This window comes from Kitasatospora sp. NPDC089509 (genome assembly GCF_044749365.1).
Lineage (GTDB): Bacteria > Actinomycetota > Actinomycetes > Streptomycetales > Streptomycetaceae > Kitasatospora.
On record NZ_JBIVHS010000007.1, the window covers coordinates 275,718 to 298,098 of the forward strand.

At 75.4% G+C, this 22,381-nt stretch carries 22 protein-coding genes and 1 pseudogene; 10 read left to right on the forward strand and 13 right to left on the reverse strand.

Annotated elements, in window-relative coordinates; genetic code table 11:
* Positions 1-53: 53 nt before the first annotated feature.
* Entirely contained in the window at positions 54-1,244 is a 1,191-nt protein-coding gene (locus ACIP4P_RS17885) for an amidohydrolase (protein WP_400919451.1), read from the forward strand.
* Positions 1,245-1,383: 139 nt separating this feature from the next.
* On the opposite strand, the gene ACIP4P_RS17890 is transcribed toward ACIP4P_RS17885, so the two are convergent.
* The 7 genes from ACIP4P_RS17890 to ACIP4P_RS17920 form a co-directional block, all read right to left on the reverse strand.
* Positions 1,384-2,133, reverse strand: coding sequence for an AMP-binding protein (locus ACIP4P_RS17890; protein WP_400919453.1), 750 nt, complete (start codon positions 2,131-2,133; stop codon positions 1,384-1,386).
* On the reverse strand, positions 2,133-2,366 hold the full coding sequence (locus ACIP4P_RS17895) for a phosphopantetheine-binding protein (protein ID WP_400919456.1): 234 nt from the start codon (positions 2,364-2,366) through the stop codon (positions 2,133-2,135). Before ACIP4P_RS17895 ends, ACIP4P_RS17890 begins: the two co-directional genes overlap by 1 nt.
* The gene (locus ACIP4P_RS17900; RefSeq protein ID WP_400919459.1) at positions 2,363-3,019 is read right to left on the reverse strand and encodes an isochorismatase family protein; all 657 of its coding nucleotides are present in this window, start codon (positions 3,017-3,019) and stop codon (positions 2,363-2,365) included. Before ACIP4P_RS17900 ends, ACIP4P_RS17895 begins: the two co-directional genes overlap by 4 nt.
* Positions 3,020-3,051: 32 nt before the next feature.
* Complete coding sequence (locus ACIP4P_RS17905) at positions 3,052-4,722, reverse strand: (2,3-dihydroxybenzoyl)adenylate synthase (protein ID WP_400919799.1); 1,671 nt, start codon at positions 4,720-4,722, stop codon at positions 3,052-3,054.
* Positions 4,723-4,790: 68 nt separating this feature from the next.
* Positions 4,791-6,008, reverse strand: coding sequence for an isochorismate synthase DhbC (gene dhbC, locus ACIP4P_RS17910; RefSeq protein ID WP_400919462.1), 1,218 nt, complete (start codon positions 6,006-6,008; stop codon positions 4,791-4,793).
* A 166-nt stretch (positions 6,009-6,174) separates the two neighbouring features.
* Complete coding sequence (locus ACIP4P_RS17915; RefSeq protein ID WP_400919465.1) at positions 6,175-6,942, reverse strand: 2,3-dihydro-2,3-dihydroxybenzoate dehydrogenase; 768 nt, start codon at positions 6,940-6,942, stop codon at positions 6,175-6,177.
* Between the two features lie 290 nt (positions 6,943-7,232).
* Positions 7,233-8,375 carry a CapA family protein gene (locus ACIP4P_RS17920; protein WP_400919468.1) on the reverse strand — a complete coding sequence of 381 codons (1,143 nt, stop codon included), beginning with the start codon at positions 8,373-8,375 and terminating at the stop codon, positions 7,233-7,235.
* 282 nt (positions 8,376-8,657) lie between these two features.
* On the opposite strand from ACIP4P_RS17920, the pseudogene ACIP4P_RS17925 reads away from it, so the two are divergent.
* From ACIP4P_RS17925 to ACIP4P_RS17945, 5 genes and pseudogenes are all read left to right on the forward strand, one after another.
* Positions 8,658-9,101, forward strand: a pseudogene (locus ACIP4P_RS17925) (universal stress protein); the annotation flags it as partial.
* Positions 9,087-9,428, forward strand: coding sequence for a dsRBD fold-containing protein (locus ACIP4P_RS17930; protein ID WP_400919801.1), 342 nt, complete (start codon positions 9,087-9,089; stop codon positions 9,426-9,428). The pseudogene ACIP4P_RS17925 and the gene ACIP4P_RS17930, both read left to right, overlap by 15 nt.
* Before the next feature lie 142 nt (positions 9,429-9,570).
* On the forward strand, positions 9,571-10,926 hold the full coding sequence (locus ACIP4P_RS17935; RefSeq protein WP_400919471.1) for a M48 family metalloprotease: 1,356 nt from the start codon (positions 9,571-9,573) through the stop codon (positions 10,924-10,926).
* Between the two features lie 30 nt (positions 10,927-10,956).
* The gene (locus ACIP4P_RS17940; RefSeq protein WP_350514448.1) at positions 10,957-11,379 is read left to right on the forward strand and encodes a MarR family transcriptional regulator; all 423 of its coding nucleotides are present in this window, start codon (positions 10,957-10,959) and stop codon (positions 11,377-11,379) included.
* Positions 11,380-11,557: 178 nt separating this feature from the next.
* Positions 11,558-12,652: a PP2C family protein-serine/threonine phosphatase gene (locus ACIP4P_RS17945; RefSeq protein WP_400919474.1), complete on the forward strand. Its 1,095-nt coding sequence runs from the start codon at positions 11,558-11,560 to the stop codon at positions 12,650-12,652.
* A 58-nt stretch (positions 12,653-12,710) separates the two neighbouring features.
* Here the strand turns inward: ACIP4P_RS17945 and ACIP4P_RS17950 are convergent, their stop codons facing one another.
* Positions 12,711-13,487 (reverse strand): GNAT family N-acetyltransferase, encoded by a 777-nt coding sequence (locus tag ACIP4P_RS17950; RefSeq protein ID WP_400919477.1) that lies wholly within the window; start codon positions 13,485-13,487, stop codon positions 12,711-12,713.
* Positions 13,488-13,565: 78 nt separating this feature from the next.
* Positions 13,566-13,949, reverse strand: coding sequence for a MerR family transcriptional regulator (locus ACIP4P_RS17955; RefSeq protein ID WP_350514450.1), 384 nt, complete (start codon positions 13,947-13,949; stop codon positions 13,566-13,568).
* A 109-nt stretch (positions 13,950-14,058) separates the two neighbouring features.
* Between ACIP4P_RS17955 and ACIP4P_RS17960 the strand changes: the two genes are divergently transcribed.
* Positions 14,059-14,970 (forward strand): NAD(P)-binding domain-containing protein, encoded by a 912-nt coding sequence (locus tag ACIP4P_RS17960; RefSeq protein ID WP_400919481.1) that lies wholly within the window; start codon positions 14,059-14,061, stop codon positions 14,968-14,970.
* A gap of 41 nt (positions 14,971-15,011) precedes the next feature.
* On the opposite strand, the gene ACIP4P_RS17965 is transcribed toward ACIP4P_RS17960, so the two are convergent.
* Together ACIP4P_RS17965 and ACIP4P_RS17970 are read right to left on the reverse strand one after the other, a co-directional pair.
* Positions 15,012-15,788, reverse strand: a complete 777-nt coding sequence (locus tag ACIP4P_RS17965; RefSeq protein WP_400919484.1) for an SDR family NAD(P)-dependent oxidoreductase — start codon at positions 15,786-15,788, stop codon at positions 15,012-15,014.
* A gap of 96 nt (positions 15,789-15,884) precedes the next feature.
* On the reverse strand, positions 15,885-16,814 hold the full coding sequence (locus tag ACIP4P_RS17970) for an NADP-dependent oxidoreductase (RefSeq protein ID WP_400919486.1): 930 nt from the start codon (positions 16,812-16,814) through the stop codon (positions 15,885-15,887).
* A 192-nt stretch (positions 16,815-17,006) separates the two neighbouring features.
* On the opposite strand from ACIP4P_RS17970, the gene ACIP4P_RS17975 reads away from it, so the two are divergent.
* From ACIP4P_RS17975 to ACIP4P_RS17985, 3 genes are read left to right on the forward strand one after another with little or no spacing between them, the layout of a single operon-like run.
* On the forward strand, positions 17,007-18,338 hold the full coding sequence (locus ACIP4P_RS17975) for a LuxR C-terminal-related transcriptional regulator (protein ID WP_400919489.1): 1,332 nt from the start codon (positions 17,007-17,009) through the stop codon (positions 18,336-18,338).
* A 37-nt stretch (positions 18,339-18,375) separates the two neighbouring features.
* A complete protein-coding gene (locus ACIP4P_RS17980) occupies positions 18,376-19,215 on the forward strand; it encodes an SDR family NAD(P)-dependent oxidoreductase (RefSeq protein WP_400919492.1) in 840 nt (279 codons plus the stop codon).
* Positions 19,216-19,237: 22 nt separating this feature from the next.
* On the forward strand, positions 19,238-19,675 hold the full coding sequence (locus ACIP4P_RS17985; protein WP_400919495.1) for a protein phosphatase: 438 nt from the start codon (positions 19,238-19,240) through the stop codon (positions 19,673-19,675).
* Positions 19,676-19,716: 41 nt separating this feature from the next.
* On the opposite strand, the gene ACIP4P_RS17990 is transcribed toward ACIP4P_RS17985, so the two are convergent.
* Positions 19,717-21,357 carry a serine/threonine-protein kinase gene (locus tag ACIP4P_RS17990; RefSeq protein WP_400919498.1) on the reverse strand — a complete coding sequence of 547 codons (1,641 nt, stop codon included), beginning with the start codon at positions 21,355-21,357 and terminating at the stop codon, positions 19,717-19,719.
* 84 nt (positions 21,358-21,441) lie between these two features.
* Positions 21,442-22,317: an NmrA/HSCARG family protein gene (locus ACIP4P_RS17995; RefSeq protein ID WP_400919500.1), complete on the reverse strand. Its 876-nt coding sequence runs from the start codon at positions 22,315-22,317 to the stop codon at positions 21,442-21,444.
* Between the last annotated feature and the right edge of the window lie 64 nt (positions 22,318-22,381).

Below are 22,381 nucleotides of genomic sequence, written 5' to 3' on the forward strand. Positions count from 1 at the left end.
ATCTGGTCAACGGCCCGTGACGGCCAGACCCCTGACCCCCCGGAGGCGCCCGCATGCCCCACACGTCGACGACGGCCGACACGGCCACGACCCTGGACGCCACCAAACAGGCCGTCCACGACCGCATCCACGCCCACCGCACGGAACTGCTGACCCTCAGCCGGCGCATCCACGCCCACCCCGAGACCGCCTTCGAGGAGCACCGGGCGGCGGCCTGGTGCGTCGAACTGCTGCGCGCCCACGGCTACTCGGTCACCGCGCCGGCCCACGGACTGGCCACCGCCTTCAGCGCGAGCCTCGGCAGCGGGCCGGTCACCGTCGCCCTCGTCTGCGAGTACGACGCCCTGCCCGACCTCGGACACGCCTGCGGGCACAACCTGATCGCCGCCGCGGGCGTCGGCGCGGCGCTCGGGCTCGCCGCGCACGCGGACCGACTCGGGCTCACCGTACGGGTGATCGGCGCCCCGGCCGAGGAACGCGGGGCGGGCAAGGCGCTGCTGCTGGAGGCCGGAGCGTTCGACGGGGTGGACGCGGCGATGATGGTCCACCCCTGCCCGGTCGAGGTCGCCGACTTCCGCTCCTTCGCGCTCGGCACCCTGTCCGTCCGCTACACCGGGCGCGCCGCCCACCCGAGCCTCAACCCGCACGAGGGCCGCAACGCCGCCGACGCGCTCACCGTCGCCCAGGTCGCGCTCGGGCTGCTGCGCCAGCAACTGCCGCCCCAGTGGCGGGTGCACGGCATCACCACCGCCGCCGGGACGGCGCCGAACCTGATCCCCGACCACGCGAGCGCCGAGTACGAGATCCGCGCTTCGGCGGCCGAGGACCTCGCCCACCTGCGGGCGCGGGTCGAGGACTGCTTCCGGGCCGGGGCACTGGCCACCGGCTGCGAGGTGGAACTGAGCCGACCCGAGCCGGACTACCTGGACATGCGCTCCGACCCGGCGCTGCTCGCCCACTGGCGGGCCAACGCGGCGGCGCTGGGACGGCCGGAGCCGGTGGAGCGCGGACCCTTCGCCTGTACGGACATGGGGAACGTCTCGCACGCGGTGCCCTCGATCCATCCGGTGCTGGACATCACCGGGGGTGCCTGCGCGCCGCACGAGGCGGCGTTCGCCGAGGCGGCGGTGGGGGCGGAGGCCGAACGGGCCCTGCTGGACGGGGCGGTGGCGATGGCCTGGACGGCGGCGGACCTGGCGGGGGCGGACCTCGCGGGGGCGGACCGGGTAACGGCGGACGAGTGACAGCTGACAGATTTCAGATTTCAGCGAACAGATAACAGATAACAGATAACAGATAACAGCCGACAACTTTCAGCGAACAGATGTCATCATCCGTCTTCCGTCATCTGTTCGCTGAAAGTTGTTCGCCGCCACCCACCGCTCACCCCTCGGCGAGCACCACGGCCGCGCCGGTCCGCAGCGGCCAGAGGAACCCCCAGTGCGGCAGCCGGAGTTGCAGCACCTCGTCCCCCGGTCCGAGCGGGTGGGCGGCCTGGAGCTCGCGCACCCGCCGGTCCGCCTCGCCGTGGGTCAGCCGGACGGCGGCCGGGCGCCCGCCCGGGCCGTACCCGACGCACAGCAGGTGCTGCGGGGTGAGCGCCCGCGGCGGATCGGTGTCCAGCTCCCCGCCGAGGTCCAGCCCGGACAGCCCGGACAGCGCCCCCGGCACCCCCTCCCCCAGCACGCACACCGGCTCGTTCCCGGCGAGCAGCCACTCCCGTCTGCCCGGCGGGTCCGCCGGGTCCAGCGGCAGGTACGCCGCACCCGACTTGGCCACCGCGAGCACCGCCGTCAGCACCTGCTCCGGGTGCCCGGCCGCGGTCACCCCGACCACCGTCCCCGGCCGGGCGCCGCGCCGGGCGAGCGCCCGCGCCAGCCGGTTGGCCGAGGCGTTCAGCTCCCGGTACGTCACCACCCCGCCGTCCGCGCGCACCAGCGCCGGAGCCTCCGGGGTCCGGGCCGCCTGGGCCTCGACCGGGCCCACCACGGTGGTGGCCGGATGCTCGACCGCCGGACCGGACGGCGCCGGCTCCGGCAGCACCAGCCCCTCCGTGGAGACCCCGGCCGTACCCGCGGCCAGGCCCGGCGCCTCCGACGCCGGTCGGCCCGCCTCCCGTACCACCGCCGCCATCAGACCGCGCCCAGCAGCTCGGCCCAGGCCTCGACGGACGGCCGCTCCGCCAGCCGCAGGACGGCCACCTCGGCGCCCTCGGCCCGCCAGCGCTCGGCGAGCGCCATCAGCCGGATCGAGTCCAGCCCCCAGTCCGCCAGGTTCTCGTCCAGCGGGATGTCCGCCGGGTCCTCGCCGAGCAGGTCGGCGACCTCGGCCCGGATCCGCTCCACGGTGAAGGCCGTGCCCGTCACTTCGCGTCCCCTTCCGTACCGTCCAGCGCGCCCCGCACCGCTCCGGTGGTGGTGACCACGCCGCAGCGGCCGGCGATCCACGCCAGTGCCGCGCGGTGCTCCTCCGGCCCGAAGTCGGCCACCGCGTCGGCCACCACGAAGGCCTGGACGTCGCGCATCCAGGCGTCGCAGGCGGTGGCCTGCACGCCGATGTGCGCGTACACCCCGGTGATCACCAGCTGGTCCCGGCCCTGCTCGCGCAGCAGCTGCTCCAACTCGGTGCGCACGAAGGCGCTGTACTTCCACTTGGTGAGCACCGTGTCGCCCGGCGCCGGGGCGACGGCCTCGGCGATCGCCACCGCACGCGGGTCGTCGGGAAGCCCGGGCCCCCAGAAGTCCTGCTGCAGCCCGCGTTCGGCCGGGCTCTGCCCGCCGCGCTGCGCCGAGTAGACGACGGGTACGCCGTTCGCGGCCGCAGCCCCGGTCAACGCGGCGACGTTGTGCAGGAGTTCGGGCAGCGGAGCGGCGCCCTCGGGGAACGCGTCCAGGAAGTGGTTCTGCAGGTCGTGCACCAGCAGGACGGCGCGTGCCGGGTCGACCGTCCAGGAGACCCGGTTGGCGGGCAGCTCCTCGGCGGCGGGCAGCGGATAGGAGGGAATGCGGGGCAGGCCCACGGCGGTCGAACTCCTCGGGTGGATGACGGATGTCAGGAACGGTCGGGGGAGGCGGGATCGGCGAGCGAGGCGGCGATGGCGGCCCGCAGGTCCTTCTTGCTGACCTTGCCGATGCCGGTGGCGGGGAAGGCGTCGACGAACTCCACCCGGTCCGGCACCTTGTAGTCGGCCAGGCCGCGCTGTCGGACGAAGCGCTTCAACTCGACGGCCTTCGGCGGCTGTTCGAGGCTCTCGGCGCGGAGCACGACGTACGCGCAGCTGCGCTCGCCGAGGTACGGGTCGGGCATCGACACCACCGCCGCGTCGTGCACGGCCGGGTGGGCGAGCAGGTGGTTCTCGATCTCCTCGGCGGCGACCTTCTCCCCGCCCCGGTTGATCTGGTCCTTGGCTCGCCCCTCGACCACCAGGTGGCCGCTGGGGAGCCGACGGACCAGGTCGCCGGTGCGGTAGAAGCCGTCCGGGGTGAAGGAGTCGGCGTTGTGCCCGGGGGCGTTCCAGTAGCCGCGGATGGTGTACGGGCCGCGGGTGAGCAGGTGCCCGGTGGTGCCGTCGGGCAGGTCGCGGTCCTGGTCGTCCACCACCCGGACCTCGTCGTCGGGCGAGATCGGCCGGCCCTGGGTGGTGGTGATCAGCTCCTCCGGGTCGTCCAGCCGGGTGTAGTTGACCAGCCCCTCGGCCATCCCGAACACCTGCTGCAGCGTGCAGCCCAGCACCGGGCGCACCCGACGGGCCGCCTCCGCGCTGAACTTGGCCCCGCCGACCAGCAGCACCTCCAGGCTCTCGTAGCCGCGGGCGCCGCGCTCGGCGGCGTCCAGCCACAGCAGGGCGAGCGGCGGGACCAGCCCGGTGACGGTGACGCCCTCGCGCCCGATCAGCGGGAAGGCGGTCTCCGGGCTGGGCTGCGGGCAGAGCACCACCCGGCCGCCCGCGTACAGCGCACCGAGTGAACCGGGCGAGCTGAGCGGGAAGTTGTGGGCGGCGGGCAGGACGCACAGGTAGACGCTGCGCTCGTCCAGCGCGCACAGCTCGACCGAGCCGCGCAGCGAGTAGATGTAGTCGTCGTGGGTGCGCGGGATCAGCTTGGGCACGCCCGTGCTGCCGCCCGAGAGCTGCAGGAAGGCGACGTCCCCGGGCGCGGGTTCACGCTCCGGCCCCGGACCGTCGCAGGGCACGTCGGCCAGCCGCAGGTGCTCGCCCGGGTCGTCGCCGGCCACCAGCACCAGCCGCAGCGCGGGGTTCTCCGCCCGTACCCGGGAGGCGAGTTCACGGTGGTCGAAGCCGCCCTCGACCCCCGGCACGACGTACGCGACCGCGCCCGTGAACGAGCAGAAGTGCGAGATCTCCGCGTACCGGTGCGCGGGCAGCGCGAAGACCGGCAGCGCACCGATCCGGAACAGCGCGAAGACCACCTCGAAGAACTCGGCGACGTTGGGCAGTTGGACCACCACCCGGTCCCCGGCCCCGATGCCCCGGGCGAGCAGCCCGGCGGCCATCCGGTCGGCCCGGCGGTCGAGTTCGGCGTACGTCCAGCGCCGCTCCCCCGCCGCCACCCCGTGGCCGCCCGGGTCGACGACGGCGGTCCGCCCGCCGTGCGCGGCGGCGCGCTCGCGCAGCATCCGGCCGAAGGTCTCGCCGCGCCAGTGCCCGGCGGCCCGGTAGCGCTCGGCGAACTCGGCCGGGTACGGGGTGAATCCCCCCAGCACCTCGTCCAGGGAGGTCACCGCGTCCGGGGAGGCCACCCCGTCCAGGAAGGTCACAGCATCCGGGGAGGTCACCGCGCCACCCCCGCTGCGTCCAGGAAGGTGCGGAACTTGGCGCTGGTCTCGGCCAGTTCGGCCTCCGGTCGGGACTGCTCGACCACCCCGGCGCCCGCGTACACCCGCAGCCTCCGCTCCTCCGCGTCCGCTTCCGCGCAGCGGATGGTCACCACCCAATCGCCGTCGCCCGTCCCGTCACCCCAGCCGACCATGCCGGTGTACAGGCCCCGGTCGAAGGGCTCGACCTCGCCGATCACCCGGCGCGCGACCTCCGTCGGCGTCCCGCAGACCGCCGGGGTCGGGTGCAGCGCGCAGGCCAACTCCAGTGCGGAGACGGTCGGATCGGCCAGCTCGCCGGTGATGGTGGTGGCCAGGTGCCACATCGCGGCGGTCCGCACCAGGGTGGGCCGCTCCGGCACCTCCAGGGCGCGGCAGTACGGCGCCAGTGCCGCCCGGATGGCGTCCACCACAACGGCGTGCTCGTGCAGGTCCTTCGGGGACTCCAGCAGCGCGGCCGCGCGCCGTACGTCCTCGCCGAGGTCCGCGCTGCGCGGCACCGAACCGGCCAGCGGGTTGGCCAGCACGGCCGTTCCCCGCCGGGAGAGCAGGAGTTCGGGGCTGGCACCGATCAGGGTGCGGCCGCCGCCGGCGGGCACGGCGAAGGTGTAGCCGCCCGGGTCGCGCCGGGCCAGCCGCTGGAGCACGGCCGGCAGGTCGAGCGGCCGGTCACTGGTCAGCTCCAGCGTGCGGGCCAGCACCACCTTGCTCAACTCGCCGCCGCGCAGCCGCTCGACGGCCGCGGCGACGCCCGCCCCGTACGCCTCGGGGGCCGGGACCGGGCGGACCTGCCACCCGGCCGCCGCGACCGCCGGCGCGGGCAGCGCGATCAGCGGGTCGTCGCGCAGCGCCCCGGCGGTCCGGACCACGGCGGGGACGGCGAGTTCGGCCCGGCTGCCGTGGTCGAAGGCCACCGCCCCGGCCACCAGCGGCCGTTGCACCCCGGCCCGCCGCGCCTCGGCCAGCGTCTCGGCGACCCGGACGGGCAGCGGACGGGCGTCCTGCGGCACCCGGGCGTGCACTCCGGCGGTGAGCAGGGTGCGGGTCGGCGAGGCGAAGAAGGCCTCGTCGGCGTCGGCCCGGTACTGGCCGAGCAGGCCGCTGGCCGCGCCGATGGCCGTCTGGTCGGGACCGCCGTCGGTGGGGGTCGGCGGGGCGTGGTACACCGTGGTCACGGCGTTCTCTCCAGTCTGGGACGGGTCCGAAGGGTCCGAAGGTCTACGGGCATGCGGAACTGGCGGGCATGCGGAACTGCGGAACTGCAGGCATGCGGGACTGCGGGCATGCGGAAAGCGGGCGCCGGCCAGGTGGGGACGGCCGGCCGGTCCGGGAGCGGGCGCCTCAGGCGCGCAGGGTCGCGCCGCCGTCGACGTACAGGTCGTGCATGGTGATGTGCCGGGCGCGGTCGGAGGCCAGGAAGAGCACCGCCTCCGCGACGTCGTCGGGCGCGGCGATCCGCCCGAGCGGGATGCCGACCCGCCAGGACGCCAAATCGCCGTCGATCACCCGCTGTTCGGCCGCCTCGGCGTCCTCGCCCCACAGTGCGCGCTGCATCTGGGTGTCGGTCGAGCCGGGCGAGACGACGTTGCAGCGCACCCCGGACCGGGCGAGTTCCAGCCCGAGGCAGCGGGTGAACATGGTGGCCGCCGCCTTGGACGCCGCGTAGGCGGCCATCCCGGCCCGCGGCACCCCGGCGGCATTGGACCCGACGGTGACGATCGCGCCACGGCCGCGGGCGGCCATCCGACGGCCGACCGTCCGGCTGGTGTGGAACACCCCGGTGGCGTTGACCGCGAAGGTCTCCGCCCAGTCGGTGTCGGTGAGTTCGACGACCGGTGCGGCCCGCAGGATGCCCGCGACGTTCACCAGCACGTCGATCGGCCCGAGTTGGTCCTCGATCAACTCGACGGTCCCATCGACGGCTTGCGCATCGGCGACGTCCAGAACGTACGGCCGAACCGCCTCAGGACCCACCGCCGGACCGGCGTTCCGGTCCACCGCCGCGACGACCGCCCCCTCGGCGGCCAACGCCCGGGCCACGGCCGCACCGATGCCCTGCCGGGCCCCGGTGACCATCGCGACGACACCGGCGAATTCGGACCGCTCCACAGGACATCCCCTCCGACCAGCGTTGTTAGGCAAGCCTAACCTAACACAACTGTTCGCCTACGCCGAGACCCCGCACCACACCGTCAGCCCCCGTACGCGGACGCACCCCCGACTCCGTGCACCACCGTCAACTCGCCCCGAACGCACGAAGGCCGCCCGCCCCGACGAAGGGGGCGGGCGGCCTCGGTGCCAAAACCCCGGCCCCGGGCGTCGCGGGGGCGGGGCAATGGATCAGGTCGACGCGTCGTCAGTTACTGCTGTCCGCAGACCGGTTGAAGGCGACGGAGAGGTCAGTGGGCCGCCGGGGGCGGGGTGAGTCCGGCGCAGCCGCGCAGGCCGTCGCGGCGCTTGAGGGCCGTGTCGGCGGCGGCGCCGGTGACGGGCTGGGGGATGCCCTTGTCGTCGATGAGGGCCGGGGCGAAGGCCTCGCCGGTGACCTTGCCGTCGGCGCCGACGGTGAGGGTGGTGACGCCGGTCTCGTTGGAGAAGGCGTAGTTGGAGGTGCCGTACCAGAGGAAGTTGCCGAAGCCGTACCCCACGTAGGTGCTGCCGAGCATGCCGGAGCCGACCATGGTGTGGGCGTGGGTGCCGACCACGGCGGAGGCGCCTGCGGCGGCCAGCTTCTTGGCGACGGCGGTCTGCGGACCGGTCGGGCAGGCCTTGCCCTCCTCGCCCCAGTGCAGGTAGACGATCACCACGGGGGCCTGCTGCTTGGCCGCCTGCACCGCCGCGACGAGGGCGGGGACGTCCAGCGCCGAGGCGATGCCCGGCTTGTTGGCACCGGCCCGCCACTTCTGGTTGGTGATGTCCTCGACCTGGCTGGCGGCGACCACGGCGACCTTCACCCCGCGCACAGTGGTCACGTACGGGGCGTACGCCTCCTTGGCGTTGCGCCCGACGCCGACCACCGGGATGGGCGAGGAGTCCTTGGCGGCCAGGGTGTCGGTGAGGCCGTCGGCGCCGAAGTCGACGGCGTGGTTGTTGGCCATCGAGACGACGTCGACGCCGGAGTCCTTGAGGACGGACAGCGCCTTGGGCGTGGTGCGGAAGGTGTAGGTCTTCGGCTCCGGCGCACCGCGGCCGGTGATCGCGGTCTCCAGGTTGAGCACGGAGAGATCGGCCTCCGCGAGGGTGCGGGAGATCGGACCGAGGGCCGGCTCGGGCGGCTGGACGGACAGCCGGGACTGGGTGCGGCCCTCGAAGTGGACGTCCCCGGCGAGGGCGACGGTGATGGTGCCGTCCGGGCGGGGCGCGCCGCCCTTGGTGGGGAGCGGTGCCGGAGCCGTACCGGAGGTCCCGGCGGAGGGCGGGGCGGCGGCCGGGGTGGTCGACGCGGCCGGTGCGGCCTTGGCGGGCGCCGGATCGTCCGGCCCGCAGGCGGCGACGGCGGTCAGCCCGACGAACACGGCGACGGCGGCCGCGGCACGGCGCATGAGTGGTTCCCCCCGGTGTCGATGCAAGAGCGGTCAGCCTATGCCACCGAATCGCCACGGATTGATCCCCTGCCCACAACATTCCGGACACAGCAGGGCGGCACGGGACAAGGTCCCGGCAGGGCGGCGCGGCACGAGGTCCCGGCGGGCCCGGCCGTCCCGATCTCCCGCCCGACCTGGCCGCCGCGTCCCTGGCGCACCGGGTCGGGCGGCGCGCAGCGTGGAGGGAGAAGGCCGCGGGCGGGCCGCGCGGGCGTGCCCGGATGCCGCAGGAGGTGCGTGATGGCCAGCAGTCAACCGGTCCCCGGCGGCCGGGAGCGCCGGATCGTGGTCGGGATCGACGGTTCGGCGCCGTCGAAGGCGGCGCTGCGCTGGGCGGTCGGCCAGGCGGTCCTCACCGGCGCCGCCGTGCACGCGGTGGCGGCCTGGGAGTACCCGTCGCTGTACGGCTGGTTCTCGCCGATGGTGGACGAGAGCTTCGAACAGGCCGCCCACCGCACCCTGACGGCGGAGGTGAACGAGGTCGTCGGCGCCCGGCACCCGGTGGAGATCCGGGAGAGCCTGTTGCCGGGGCACGCCGCCGAAGTGCTGCTGGCGGCCGCCGAGGAGGCGGATCTGCTGGTGCTCGGCAGCCGTGGCCGGGGCACCTTCGCCCGGGCGCTGCTCGGCTCGGTGTCCACCCGCTGCGCGGTGCACGGGGTCTGCCCGGTGGTGATCGTCCGGGCGGACGGTGCGGACGGTGCTGCCACCGCGGGCGGGGAACGGCCACCGACGGCGGAGCCGGAGAACGGTCCGGCCCCGGGCACCGTCCGCACCAAGGACTGGCGGCTCAGCCTGCACCTGGCCGAGGAGGGGGACACCACCCGGGTGCACGCCGTGCTGGACGCCGACGGCGAGGTGCTGCACAGCGACGCCCTGGCCCGCCGCAACCCCCGCGACGCCCCGGCCGCGGCGGTCGGCGACGAGTTCGCGGTCGGCCGCGCCCTGGTCGACCTGGGTCACCAGCTGCTGCGCGCCGGCGTCCACGGGGCCACCGGCCCGGCGGAGGAGTAGCGCGGCAACGGGAGCCCGGGCGGGGGCGGGGAGCCGCACGGGGCCGCACGGAGCCGCCGGGCGGACGCGACGGGTGAGCGCCCGCACCGTGCGGTAGGACATGCTGGAACCGCCCCCGACCTCACCGGAGCCAGCCGCAGCGATGAACACCCCCACGGACCCCACGGACCCGACCGAGTCAACCGAGCCCACCGCTCCCGGCCGGCCCGCCCCCGCCGCCCCCGCCGAGCCGGTCTTCTCCCCCGCCGAGCGCGCCCGCGGCCGCGCACTGCGCCGCGCCCAGCTGCCGTGGGCGCTGGGCGGCCGCCTGGCGGGCCTGGCGTTGACCCTGGTGCTGGGCCTGAGCCCGGCCGGTGCCGCGCTGGTGACCGCGACGGGCCGGTGGTTCGGCGGCTCCCGGACGGCCGGGGTGCTCGCCGGGGCGGCGGCCCTGGTGCTGCTCGGCCAGGCGCTGCAGCTGCCCTTCGGTGCCGGGGCCCGCACCGTGCGGGCCCGGTACGGGCTGGTGACCCAGGGCTGGGCCGGCTGGGCGGTGGACGCCGTGCGCTCGCTGGCGCTCACCCTGCTGCTGGTCCTCCCGCTGGTGCTCGGCCTGTTCGCGTTGACCGCCTGGTCGCCGCGGCACTGGTGGCTCCCGGCGGCGGGGGCCGCGGCGCTGCTGACCGCCGCGCTGTCCTTCCTCCACCCGCTGCTGATCGAGCCGGTGTTCAACCGGTTCACCCCGATGCCCCCGGGCGAGCTGCGGACCGCGCTGCTGGCGCTGGCCGAGCGGGACGGCGTACGGGTCCGGGACGTCCTGGTGGCGGACGCCTCCCGCCGGACCACCGCGCTGAACGCGTACGTCTCCGGGCTGGGTGCGACCCGCCGGATCGTCGCGTACGACACGCTGCTGTCGGCCGCCGAGCCGCGTGAGGTGGAGCTGGTGGTGGCGCACGAGTTGGGGCACGTCAAGCACCGGGACGTGGCGGTCGGGACGGCGCTCGGCGCGGTGGGCGCCGCCGGGGCGGTGGCCGTGCTGGGCCTGCTGGCCAACTGGCACCCGCTGTTGTCGGCCGCCGGGGCGGCGGACGCGGCCGACCCGCGGGCGTTGCCGCTGCTGGCCGCGCTCGCCGCGCTGATCGGCGCCCTGTCGGGGCCGGTGCAGTGCGCGGTGAGCCGCCGGATCGAGGCCAGGGCGGACCGGCACGCACTCGAACTGACCGGTGACGCCGAGCAGTTCGTGGCGATGCAGCGCAGACTGGCGGTGGTGAACGTCTCGGATGTCGACCCGCCCCGGGTGCTTGAGCTACTGTTCGCCACTCACCCGAGTGCGACCCGCCGGATCGCGGCCGCCCGCGCCTGGCAGGCCGAGCGGGCCCGGACGGCGGGCGGGGGCGCGGACGGAGGCAGGGGCGCGGGCGGGGACGCGGGCGGAGGCGGGGGCACGGACGGACCGGCGGGCGACGACCCGGGCGGGGCGGCGCCGACGCGCACGACTCCGGGCAAATCCGTTGTATAGTGCAACAAATCTCCAGGAGGTAGCAACGCCGTGCCCGGCCGCAAGTCGTCCATCGACACCATCCAGCGCGAGCTGACCGCCTTCGCCCGCCGTGCCCGGCACAAGGCCTCCCAGCTGCACCCCGACCTCTCCCTGGTCACGTACAGCATCCTCGACCTGATCACCGAGCGCGGCGGCTGCCGGGCCGCCGACGTGGCCGCGCACTTCATGCTCGACAAGTCCACCGTCAGCCGCCAGGTCACCGCCCTGGAGAAGCTCGGCCTGCTGCGCCGCGAGGCCGACCCGGACGACCAGCGCGGCCAGATCCTGCGCGCCACCGACGCCGGACTCACCCTGCTGCAGGACGCCAACGAGCAGCGCCGGCTCTCCTTCACCGCCCGCTTCACCGACTGGTCCGACGAGGACATCGCCCGCTTCGCCGCGTACCTGGTCCGCTACGGCAAGGACGGCTGACCGGCCCCGGACGCACCACGCCGACCGGCGGGCGGACCACCCGCTGGGGCCCGGCCGCCGTCCCGGGGTGCGCCCCACCGCCCACACGGTGTACAGAGGAGGGGTGCCCCTCCGGCAGCGCCCCGATGAACCCCGTCCGCGCGCCCGCCGCCGCTCCTGGCGGCCGGACCGCCGAGTGATGACGGCGCTGCCGCTCGCACTGATCGTCGTGATCACCGTCGTCGACATCCTCTCGCCGCCGCAGATCCACCTCGGGCCGCTGCTGATCGTCGCCCCCGCCCTCACCGCCTCGATCGCGGGCCCCCGGGCCACCGCCGGGGTCGCCCTGCTCGCGCTCGGCGCGCTCACCTTCATCGGCGCCGTCCGGGACGGCCTCACCAGCGCCAACATCGAGACCCAGCTGAGCGCCCAGGTGATCGTCTCGGTGCTGATCGTCGGCCTGCGGGTGCTGCGCGACCGGCACGAACGCGAACTGGCCCGGGTGCGCTCGGTCTCCGAGGCCGCCCAACGGGTGCTGCTGCGCCCGCTGCCGGAGCGGATCGGGCCGCTGCACCTGGCCTCCGTCTACCTGGCCGCCGAGGCCGAGGCGCAGGTCGGCGGGGACCTGTACGCGGCCGCCCGCACCGCCACCGGCACCCGGCTGCTGGTCGGCGACGTACGCGGCAAGGGGCTGTCCTCGCTCGGAGACGCCGCCCTGCTGCTCGGCGCCTTCCGGGCCGCCGCCCACCTGCACGCCGAGCTGCCGGACCTGGCCGCGTACCTGGACGGCAGCGTCTGCTGGGACCTCGCCCAACTGGCCCAGAGCCGGCAGGCCGAACGTTCCCGGCGCCCGGACCCGCCCGAGGGCGCGCCGGACGAGGGCGGCGAGTCCTTCATCACCGCCGTCCTGCTCGACATCCCCGACGACGGCGCACTGGTCCACCTGATCGACTGCGGGCACCCGCCCCCGCTGCTGCTGCGCCCGGAGGGCCTCACCACCCTCACCACCCCCCACCCCGCGCCGCCGCTCGGGCTCGGCGAGCTCGCCCCGGTCTCCTACGAGGTGCAGACCTTCGCGTTCCGCCCCGGCGACCGGCTGCTGATCTACACCGACGGCGTGATCGAGGCCCGGGACGCCCAGCGCCGCTTCTACCCGCTCACCGAACGGGTCACCGCCTGGCAGGCCGAACGCCCCGGCGTCCTGCTGCACCGCCTGCGCCGCGACCTGCTCGCCCACGTCGGCCGACGGCTGGACGACGACGCGGCGATGGTGCTGGTCGAGCGGCTGCCGTGAGGGGCGGGGCCGCACAGGAGGCGACGCGGGCTGGGAGCCGGAAGGCGGCAGGCCGCCGCTACGGCGTGTACACGTACGGCGTGGTCGTGCTCAGCCGGGCGAAGCCGAGCCGCTCCAGGATGGGACGGCTCTGGTCGCTGGCGTCCACCTGGAGGTACTCGTAGCCGAGCGCGGCGGCCTGACGGGCGCGGTGGGCGACCAGGGCCCGGTAGATGCCCCGGCCGCGCCAGGCGGGCACCGTGCCGCCACCCCACAGGCCGGCGAAGCCGGTGCCCGGGTTCAGCTCCATCCGGGCGCCGCTCACCGGCTGGTCGCCGGCCATCGCGATGATCATGCTGAGCGTGTCCGAGTCGTGCCGGAGGTGGTCGAGCAGCCGCTCCCGCAGGGTGTCCCCCGGGGTGCCGAAGGCGAGCTCGTGGGCCGTGACCATGAGGTCCACCCCGGCCGCGTCGGCGACCGGCTCCACGCGGACGCCCTCGGGCAGCGCCGCGTCGGTGGGCAGCTCGTCGATCCGGGCGATCATCAGCGCCTCGTCCGGTTCGGCGGTGAAACCGGCCGCGAGCAGCCGTCGGCCGAGGTCGGCGGGGCGGTCGTGGGAGTAGGACTTCCACTCGAACTCCAGGCCCAGCCCGGCGAAGTGGGCGACCTGCGCGGCGATCGCGGCGTCCGCCCCGGCCTCGTCCAGGTCGGACCAGACGATGCCGTTCCAGGCGTGCTCCCCGCCGACCTGGCGCACCACGGCGCCGTCGCGCTCGACGCGGACCCCGGGGCCGTCCGGCCGCGCGTCGCGCCGGAGCCGCTGGTCGAACAGGGCGAGTACATGATCAGAATCCATCCGCCCACTTCAACACGGGTGCGCGGGCACGCGCCACCCGTTTTCGCCCGACCCGCGGCCGCCGCCCACCCGGCCCGTTCACCGCTGCGGCGTACGGATCACCTCGCTCGGCGCGTCCGCGCCCATGACGGCGTCCAAGAGTTTCCGGGAGGCCTCCAGTTGGTCCATCTGCCGGGTGATCCGGGCCCGCTCGCGGGCCAGCACGGTGAGCAGCTCCGGGCAGGTCGGACCGGGACGGCGCTGCCCGGGGAGCGGCAGGCCCGGGAGGATCTCGGCGATCACGGCGCTGTTGAGCCCGGCCGCGAGCAGGGTGCGGATGCCGTGGACGGTGTCCACGTCCCGGTCGCCGTACTCGCGGTAGCCGCTGGGGCGGCGCTCGGGGGTGAGCAGGCCCTGCTCCTCGTAGTAGCGCAGGGCGCGCGGGGTGACCCCGGTCCGCCGGGCCAGTTCTCCGATCCGCATCACGGCACCTCTTCCCTCACCCATCGCCCGTCACCGGCCACCGAGCACCGAGCACCGACGGCCACCGGCCTTGACTCTGCCGTCGGCGTGAAGGTCTAGCGTAACCGCCATGCCGAACGAACGATCTTCCGCACCGTCGTCAACTCACTTCTCCGCCACCGCCGTTGCCGTCCTCGGCCTGGGCCCGATGGGCCGCGCGCTGGCCGGGGCGCTGCTCGCCGCCGGGCACCCCGTCACCGTCTGGAACCGCACCCCGGGCCGGGAGGCCGACCTGCCCGCCCGGGGCGCGCGGGTGGCCGCCACCGCGGCCGAGGCGGTGGCGGACGCCCCACTGGTGCTGCTCTGCGTCCGCGACCGGGCCGCCGCCCGGACCGTCCTGGACGACGCCGGGGAGGCGCTGCGCGGCCGGACGGTCGTCAACGCCACGTCCATCACCCCGGAGGACGCCCGGGCCGACGCCGCCGAGGCCGGGGCCCGCGGCCACCGCCTCCTCAGCGCGGCGATCCTCACCCCCACCCCGACCATCGGCCGCCCCGAGGGCACCGTCCTGCTCAGCGGCGACGCCGGGACCTTCGCCGAGCACCGGCCGACCCTGCGGGCGCTGGGCACCGTACGGCACGTCGGCACCGACCAGGGACGGGCGGCCGCCTTCGACGCGGCCCTGCTGGACCTGTTCTGGACCACCGTGCACGGCCTGGTCCACGCCCTCGCCCTGGCCCGCACCGAGGGCATCAGCGGTGCCGAACTCGCCCCGTACGCCCAGGGGTTGCCGCAGCTGCTGCCCGCGGTGATCGAGGACTTCGCCCGCCGCGCGGACGAACACCGGCACCCGGGCGACCGCAGCAGCGTGGCCTCCGCGGCGGCCGGGCTGACGCACGTCGCCCACACCGCCCGGGCCCGCGGCCTGGACACCACCGTCCTGGACGCCGCCCTCGCGGTCACCCGCCGCGCGGTCGACCACGGCCACGGGGCCGACGGCGTGTCGACCCTGGTCGAGCTGATCGCCGACCCGGTGCGCTGAGCACCGCCCGCCGCGCCGAGGGCCCCGTGCCGGGCCCGCCGCTACTGCGCCAGGTACCCGCCGTCCACCGGCAGGACGGCCCCGGTGATGAAGGAGGCCTCGTCGGAGGCGAGGAAGAGGACGGCGGCGGCGACCTCGGCCGGGTCGCCGAGCCGGCCCATCGGGTGCATCTTCTCGATCGCCGCGAGGTACTCGGGCCCGCCGGGCTCGTCCCGCAGCCGGGCGACCCGCTCGGTGCCGATGGTGCCGGGGGCGACGGCGTTGACCCGGATGCCGCGGTCCGCCCACTCGACGGCGAGGTGCTTGGTCAGCCCGGAGGCGACGAACTTGGCGGGCCCGTACACCGCCTGACCGCGCTGGCCGGCCTCCCCGGAGATGGAGGACAGGCAGACGATCGAACCGCCGGGCCGCTGCTGGGCGGTCATCGCCTCGATCGCGTACTTGCAGGTGAGGAACATGCCGCGGCCGTCCACGGCCATCACCCGGTCCCAGTCCTCGGCGGTCGCCTCGGTGATGTCCATCAGCGGGATCACCCCGGCGTTGGCGACCAGGACGTCGAGCCGGCCGTGGCGTTCGACGGCCGCCTCGACCATCCGGCGGGCGTCCTCGTCACGGGCCACGTCACCGACCACCGTGCCGACCGCGCCCGGGAAGCGTCCGGCCAGCCGGGCCAGCCCCTCGGCGTCCAGGTCGGTGGCGACCACCGAGGCACCCTCACGGACGAAGCGCTCCGCGACGGCCCGGCCGATGCCGCTGGCCGCGCCGGTCACCACACAGGAACGGCCGGCCAACCGGCCCGCCGGGTTCACAGTCACCATGGACGGGACTCTACCGAGCGGGCCGGCGGCCGGCAGGCCCTTGGGCCTTCCATCCGTCAGACCTTCAGGCCCTCACACCTTCACACTCTCAGGCCCTCACACCGTGAGGACGATCTTCCCGCGCAGGTGCCCGTACTCGCTGAGGCGCTGCGCCTCCGCCGCCTCCGCGAGCGGGAGCACCCGGTGCAGCGGCAGCTGCAGGGTGCCCGCCCGGTGCAGGGCCAGCGCGGCGTCCAGGCCCTCCCGGTGGTACATCTGCTCGCCCTCGGCGCCACCGGTGAAGCGGACGCCGTACTGCTCCGCCCCCGGGATGTCGGCGATCGTCAGCACCCGGTCCGCACCGCCCGTCAGCTCGATCGACAGCGGCAGGACGCCGCCCTGACCGGCCGCGTCCAGCGCCCGGTCCACCCCGCCCGGTGCGGCCGCCCGCACCCGCTCGGCCAGGCCGTCGCCGTACGTCACCGGGATCGCGCCGAGCTCGCGCAGGTAGTCGTGGTTGGCCTCGCTCGCGGTGCCGACCACGGTGATCCCGCGGGCCCGGGCGAACTGCAGCAGCAGCGTGCCGACCCCGCCCGCCGCACCGTGCACCAGCAGCGTCTCGCCCGCCCGGACGCCCAGGTTCGCGAGGACCCGCTCGGCGGTCTCGGCGACGGTCGGGATCGCCGCGGCCTCCTCCCAGCTCAGCGTGGCGGGCTTGTGCGCCAGCCGGTCCACGTCCAGCAGCGCGTGCTCGGCGTAGCCGCCGCCCATCAGCGCGCCGAACACCTCGTCGCCGGGCGCGAAGCCGGTCACCTCCGGGCCGACCTCCTCCACCACCCCGGACACCTCGTAGCCGGGGACGGCGGGGAAGGTGACCGGGAAGAAGCCGTCCAGTGCGCCGCTGCGCACCTTGTGGTCCAGCGGGTTGACGCCCACCGCTCGCACCGCGACCCGCACCTGGCCGGGCCCGGGGGCGGGCAGCTCGATCTCGACGGGGCGCAGCACGTCCGCGTCGCCGTACTGGGGGAAGGCGATGGCCTTGGTCATGGGAGGTCCTCTTCGTCCTTGGCTGGTCCGGGGGTTGGCCCGGGACCCGGCCGGGAATCGCCCGGCGCCGTTTCGTTCCGACGGGTTCCATCCTGCTCCGGCCGCCCCCTCGCTCCGGCCGGTCCTTCGGACAGTTCGACCTGGCCGAAGGGAGGGGTGGCCCTCGCGGGCACCCGGACTAGGCTGGGGTGCATGGACGAGACCTGGCAGCAGCACTGGAGCCGACCCGAGGACGCACTGGCGCGGGCCGTCGAGGTGCTGCGCACACCCCGGCCCGACCTCATGCCGCGGCTGTCGGAGGTGGTCCGCACGCTCGTCCCGCACCTCGCGATCGCCCACCTCAGCGGCGTCTGCACCCACTCCCCCGCACTCGCCTACGGCCCGCCCGAGCTGACCGGCGGCACCAGCGGCCTGGAGCTGTCCCGGCTGGCCGAGCGCGCGGCCGGGACGACCTCGACCGGCCGGCCCTGGCAGGGCGAGGCCGAACTCGCGGGCCGGGCCCGGCCGGTGGTGGTGGTCGCGACCGAGCAGGGCGACGGCAGGGGCGCGGTCCTGGTGCTGGTCCGGGCGGACGCCGAGCCGGTGGCGCCCGCCGCGCTCGCCGTGCTCCAGCAGCTGTGCGAGCTGGTGATCGCCCACTCCGCCCACCGCTCCACCGACGCCGCGCCCAGCCTGGCGGCGGCCTCCCGGGCCGCCGCCGACGCCCGCGCCCGGGCCACCGCCGAGTTCACCGGCACCCACGGCGCGACGCTCAGCGCGATCCTGGCACCGCTGCGCTCGGCCGACCTGGACGACGCCGCCGCCCGCCGGGCCGCCACCGAGCTGGCCGTCACCGCCCTGCTGGACCTGCGCCACACCGCCGACCTCGACCGCACGCTCAGCGAGGAGCCCGCCGACGCCGCGTTCGCCCGGCTCGCCCGGGAACTGCGCCCGCTGCTGCGGCACACCCGGGTCAGGCTGGACCTCGCGCCCCCGGCGGAGGCCGCCCGGTCCGTCCCGGCGGACACCGCGCACACCGCCCGGGACGCCGTCCGGGTCGCCGTGATGCTGATGCTGGAACAGGAGAAGCCGGCCCGGCTCCACGTGAGTTGGCAATTCACGACGGACGGCGCGCTGCGCGCGGTGGTGCGCGACGACGGCCTCGGGCTGCTCGCCGCCGACGCCCTGGCCGTGCACCGCACCGCCGAGCGGATCGCCGCCCTGGGCGGGCGCTACGGCGTCGAGTCCGTCCCCGGCTGGGGGACCACCGTGACCGTCGACCTGCCGCTCGGCCTGCCCGCGCCGATCGCCGCCACCGATCCGCTGGACGGGCTGCAGCCGCGCGAACTGGAGGTACTCGACCAGCTGGCCCAGGGCCGCCGCAACCGGGACATCGCCGAGGCGCTGCACATCAGCGAGTCCACGGTGAAGTTCCATGTCGCCAACATCCTGGCCAAGTTGGGCGTCAGCTCGCGCGGCGAGGCGGCGGCGCTGGCCCACCGGGCCGGAATGCCCGGCGCCTCGCGACTGCACGTGGCATCCTGAACCGGTCCCCCGTCCCCCTCCGGCCCCAGGAGTCCCGATGACCCCGCCCACCCCGCCGTGGACCGTCCTCGTCACCGGCTCCACCGACGGCCTCGGCCGGGCCCTCGCCCACCGGCTCGCCGCCGAGGGCGCCACCGTCCTGCTGCACGGCCGCGACCAGGGCAAGCTGGACCGCACGGCCGACTCGATCGCCGGGACCCACGGCGTCGCCCGCCCCGTCACCCTGCGCGCCGATCTCGCCGACCTCGACCAGGTCCGCGCCCTCGCCGCCGGGGTCCGGGCCACCACCGACCGGCTGGACGCCCTGGTCAACAACGCGGGCGTCGGCGCCGGCGAGCCCGACGGCCGCACCCGCCGCACCAGCGTCGACGGCCACGAACTGCGCTTCGCCGTCAACCACTTGGCCGGCCTCCTGCTCAGCCTCGAACTGCTGCCGCTGCTGCGGGCCGGCGCCCCCGCGCGCATCGTCAACGTCGCCTCCGCCGGACAGGAGGAGGTCGACTTCGACGACCTGATGCTGGAGCGCGACTACAGCGGGACCAGCGCGTACTGCCGCAGCAAGCTCGCCCAGATCGCCTGCGGCCTCGAACTGGCCGCCCGGGTGCCCGCCGCCGAGGTGACCGTCAACAGCCTCCACCCGTCGACGTACATGCCCACCAAGATGGTGCTCCAGGAGATCGGCTACAGCATCGACAGCCTGGAGGACGGCCTCGCCGCCACCCACCGGCTGGTCACCGACCCCGCCCTGGCCGGCGTCACCGGCCGCTACTACGACCGCCTGCGCGAGGCGCGTGCCAACCGCCAGGCCTACGACCTGCGCGCCCGTACGGAGTTGTGGGAGCGCAGCCTGAAGCTCGTCGGGCACCCGGGCATCTGAGCGCGGACGACTGAGAGGCGACATGCCCACCTGGACCCCCGATACCCCCGGCCTGCTGCGGCTGCCCTCCGGCCGCCTGCTCCGCGGCCGCGGCGTACTCAACCCGCTCCCGCCCGGCCCCCACCCCGACTTCGGCCTCTACCTGCTGGGCCGCCCGCCCAAGCCGCTCCCCTGGGAGACCCGCTGGGTCCGCTGGCCCGACTTCCGCCTCCCCGCCGACCGCACCGACGCGGCCGACGCCTTCCGCGAGGCTTGGCAGCGCTGCGCGGACGAGCGGGTCGAACTCGCCTGCGCGGGCGGCCGGGGACGCACCGGCACCGCCCTCGCCTGCATCGCGGTGCTGGACGGCGTCCCGGCGGCGGAGGCGGTCGGCTACGTGCGGGAGCACTACAGCCGGCACGCGGTGGAGACGCCGTGGCAGCGCAGGTTCGTGGAGCGGTTGGGCCGGCCCGACCGGTGACGGATGACGGTGACGGTGACCGTGACCGTGACGGATGACCGTCAGCTGCGCGGATAGGTCTTCGTGACGGTGCCGTTGGCATCCGCCCGCAGGTAGCCGCTGCCGTAGGAGTCGCCCACGTACACCAGCAGGGTCGGACCGGTGTCGCCCATTCCCGGGGCGTTGCGCACGGCTATGTGGTGGCTGGTCGGGTGGGCGATGCCGAGCTCGGCGTCGGCCCGCTGCAACAGGGCCGGGAGGGCGTCCCAGTTGACCGCCTGGAGGTCCACCGGCTTCTCCTCGAAGGCCACGGTGCCGGAGCGCAGGCCCTGGGTGGTCTTGCCGTCGCGGTAGTCGAAGGAGTCGTAGAGCTTCGGGTTCGCGGCGGTCGCGACGACGACGCCCCCGGAGTCCTGCTGGAGCGTGAACTCCAGGACGGGACGGCCGCCGGCCTTCTGGTTCATGGACTGGATCGCGCCGCGGACGCCGGCGGGCGTGAGCAGGCCCGGGTACGGCGCGGGCGTGTCGCTGCCGGGGATCTTGCCGGCGTCCTTGGCCGCGAAGTACTGGATGCCGTAGACGACGGACATCGTCAGCACCGGCACCAGGAGCAGGTAGCCGGACCGCAGCCGGCCGCGCTTGCGGCCGGGGCGGGGTCCCGCGTCGCTCGGCTCCTGGGCGGGGGGCCGCGGCGGGCCGAAGGTCTGCCCGGCGGTCGCACCGGTGGGGTACCCGGTGGGGTGTCCGCCCGGGTACCCGCCGGAGTATCCGGTGACCCGCTCGGTGGCCTGCGGCGGTACGGTGCCGGCGGCCGGCTGGAGGCGCACCGTGCCGACCGTGCCGGCCTCCCCCGCGGTCGCGGCCGCGTACTCGGCCTCGGCGAGCTGCCGGTCGAGCAGCCAGGCGTCGGGCCGGGCGGCCGTGTCGCGCACCAGCAGGGCGGCCAGCACCGGGCCCAGCGGCCCGGACCGCACCGGCGGCGGGACCGGCTCGTCCAGCACGGCGGCGAGGGTGGCCAGGCTGGTGCCGCGCCGCAGCGGGTGGTAGCCCTCGACCGCGACGAAGAGCATCATCCCCAGCGACCACAGGTCCGAGGCCGGGTTGCCCTCCTCGCCGCGGACGCGTTCGGGGGCGATGTACTCGGGCGAGCCGATCAGGGCACCGGTGGTGGTCAGGCTGGGCGACTCCGCCAGCGCGGCGATGCCGAAGTCGGTGAGGACCGGGCTGCCGTCCGGGCGCAGCAGGACGTTGCCGGGCTTCACATCGCGGTGCTGGATGCCGGCCGCGTGCGCGGCGCTCAGCGCGGAGAGCACGCCGCGGCCGAGTCGGGCCGCCTCCAGCGGCGACATCGGGCCGCGGGCGAGGCGGTCGTGCAGGGAGCCGCCGGTGACCAGCTCCATCACCAGCCAGGGGTGCGGGTACTCGGGCCGGTCGACGATGTGGTGGATCGTCGCCACGTGCGGGTGGTTGAGCCGCGCCAGCGAACGGGCCTCGCGCAGCACGCGTTCGCGCAGCACCGCCGCCGCCCCCGGGTCCCCGGCGAGGTAGGCCGGATCCGGCGCGCGCACCTCCTTCAGTGCCACCTCGCGCTGCAGGACGGTGTCGCGTGCCCGCCACACCAGACCCATGCCTCCGCCGCCCAGACGCTCCACCAGTTCGAAGCGCCCGTCGATGAGTTGGAGCCCCGGCCCCCCAGAATTCATGACGGTCATCGTAGGGGGGAGGTCCGTCATCCGTGACACCGCCCGCCACCCCGGAGCCCGGGCTCCCGCCCCGCGGCGTGCGGCTCACAACTCCCAGGCCTGGTCGGCGGCCCAGGCCTCCGCGGTGCGCCAGTCGACGGTCGGGTGGGCGGCGTGCAGGGCCTCGGTGTCGATGGCGAGGCCGACCTGCTGGAAGTAGCGGAACATCGCGGCGAGGTCGGCCGAGTAGGTCTCGACGACGGAGAGCGGCACCTGCTCGCAGCGGATCGGGCGGCCGGAGGCGGCGGTGATGGCGGCGGCGATCTGGTGGCCGGTGCGCCACTGGGAGGCGATGTCGATGCGGCGGCCGGTGTAGCCGTCCGGGTGGGCGAGGACGTGGGCGGCGAAGGCGCCGATGGTGTCGGCGGCGATCACCGGGATGGGGGTGTCGGCGGGCATCGGGAGGAGGAGGACGCCCTCGCGCAGGGCCTGGAGGGTCCAGTCGTTGGCGTAGTTGTCCAGGAAGACGGCCGGGCCGAGGACGGTCCAGGGCAGGTCGAGGGTGGCGAGGTGCTCTTCGATCCGCTGCTTGGAGTCGAAGTGCGGGATGCCGGTGGAGCGGTCGGCGTTGCTGGCGGAGGTGAGGACCACGTGCCGGACGGAGTCGGTGGCGGCCGCCGCGTCGAGCAGGGCGGTGCCCTGGCGGATCTCGGTGTCGAGGTCCGTCCCGAACGGGGTGGACATCGCGAAGAGGGCGCCGGCGCCGTCGAGGGCGGCGGTGAGCGAGGCCGGGTCGTCGAAGTCGGCGTACGCCAACTCGGCTCCGAGGGAAGCGAGTTCGCGGGCAGCCGGGGAGCCGACGGCGCGGGTGAGGGCGCGGACCGGACGGCCGGCCCGGAGCAGGGCGCGGGCGGTGGCGCCGCCCTGGGCGCCGGTGGCGCCGGTCACGGCGACGGGGAGTCGAGCATTTATCTGCGTCATGCAGTCAATGTAAGGAGATATCTCTGCGCGACGCAACTTTTGATCGGGCCGCCGGTTACCCTGG

Excerpts from the sequence above, each read along its gene's own strand:
- ACIP4P_RS17885 (WP_400919451.1), top strand. The coding sequence starts at position 54 with ATGCCCCACACGTCGACGACGGCCGACACGGCCACGACCCTGGACGCC.
- ACIP4P_RS17890 (WP_400919453.1), bottom strand. The coding sequence starts at position 2,133 with ATGGCGGCGGTGGTACGGGAGGCGGGCCGACCGGCGTCGGAGGCGCCG.
- ACIP4P_RS17920 (WP_400919468.1), bottom strand. The coding sequence starts at position 8,375 with ATGCGCCGTGCCGCGGCCGCCGTCGCCGTGTTCGTCGGGCTGACCGCC.
- ACIP4P_RS17935 (WP_400919471.1), top strand. The coding sequence starts at position 9,571 with ATGAACACCCCCACGGACCCCACGGACCCGACCGAGTCAACCGAGCCC.
- ACIP4P_RS17945 (WP_400919474.1), top strand. The coding sequence starts at position 11,558 with ATGACGGCGCTGCCGCTCGCACTGATCGTCGTGATCACCGTCGTCGAC.
- ACIP4P_RS17950 (WP_400919477.1), bottom strand. The coding sequence starts at position 13,487 with ATGGATTCTGATCATGTACTCGCCCTGTTCGACCAGCGGCTCCGGCGC.
- ACIP4P_RS17955 (WP_350514450.1), bottom strand. The coding sequence starts at position 13,949 with ATGCGGATCGGAGAACTGGCCCGGCGGACCGGGGTCACCCCGCGCGCC.
- ACIP4P_RS17960 (WP_400919481.1), top strand. The coding sequence starts at position 14,059 with ATGCCGAACGAACGATCTTCCGCACCGTCGTCAACTCACTTCTCCGCC.
- ACIP4P_RS17965 (WP_400919484.1), bottom strand. The coding sequence starts at position 15,788 with ATGGTGACTGTGAACCCGGCGGGCCGGTTGGCCGGCCGTTCCTGTGTG.
- ACIP4P_RS17970 (WP_400919486.1), bottom strand. The coding sequence starts at position 16,814 with ATGACCAAGGCCATCGCCTTCCCCCAGTACGGCGACGCGGACGTGCTG.
- ACIP4P_RS17975 (WP_400919489.1), top strand. The coding sequence starts at position 17,007 with ATGGACGAGACCTGGCAGCAGCACTGGAGCCGACCCGAGGACGCACTG.
- ACIP4P_RS17980 (WP_400919492.1), top strand. The coding sequence starts at position 18,376 with ATGACCCCGCCCACCCCGCCGTGGACCGTCCTCGTCACCGGCTCCACC.
- ACIP4P_RS17985 (WP_400919495.1), top strand. The coding sequence starts at position 19,238 with ATGCCCACCTGGACCCCCGATACCCCCGGCCTGCTGCGGCTGCCCTCC.
- ACIP4P_RS17990 (WP_400919498.1), bottom strand. The coding sequence starts at position 21,357 with ATGAATTCTGGGGGGCCGGGGCTCCAACTCATCGACGGGCGCTTCGAA.
- ACIP4P_RS17995 (WP_400919500.1), bottom strand. The coding sequence starts at position 22,317 with ATGACGCAGATAAATGCTCGACTCCCCGTCGCCGTGACCGGCGCCACC.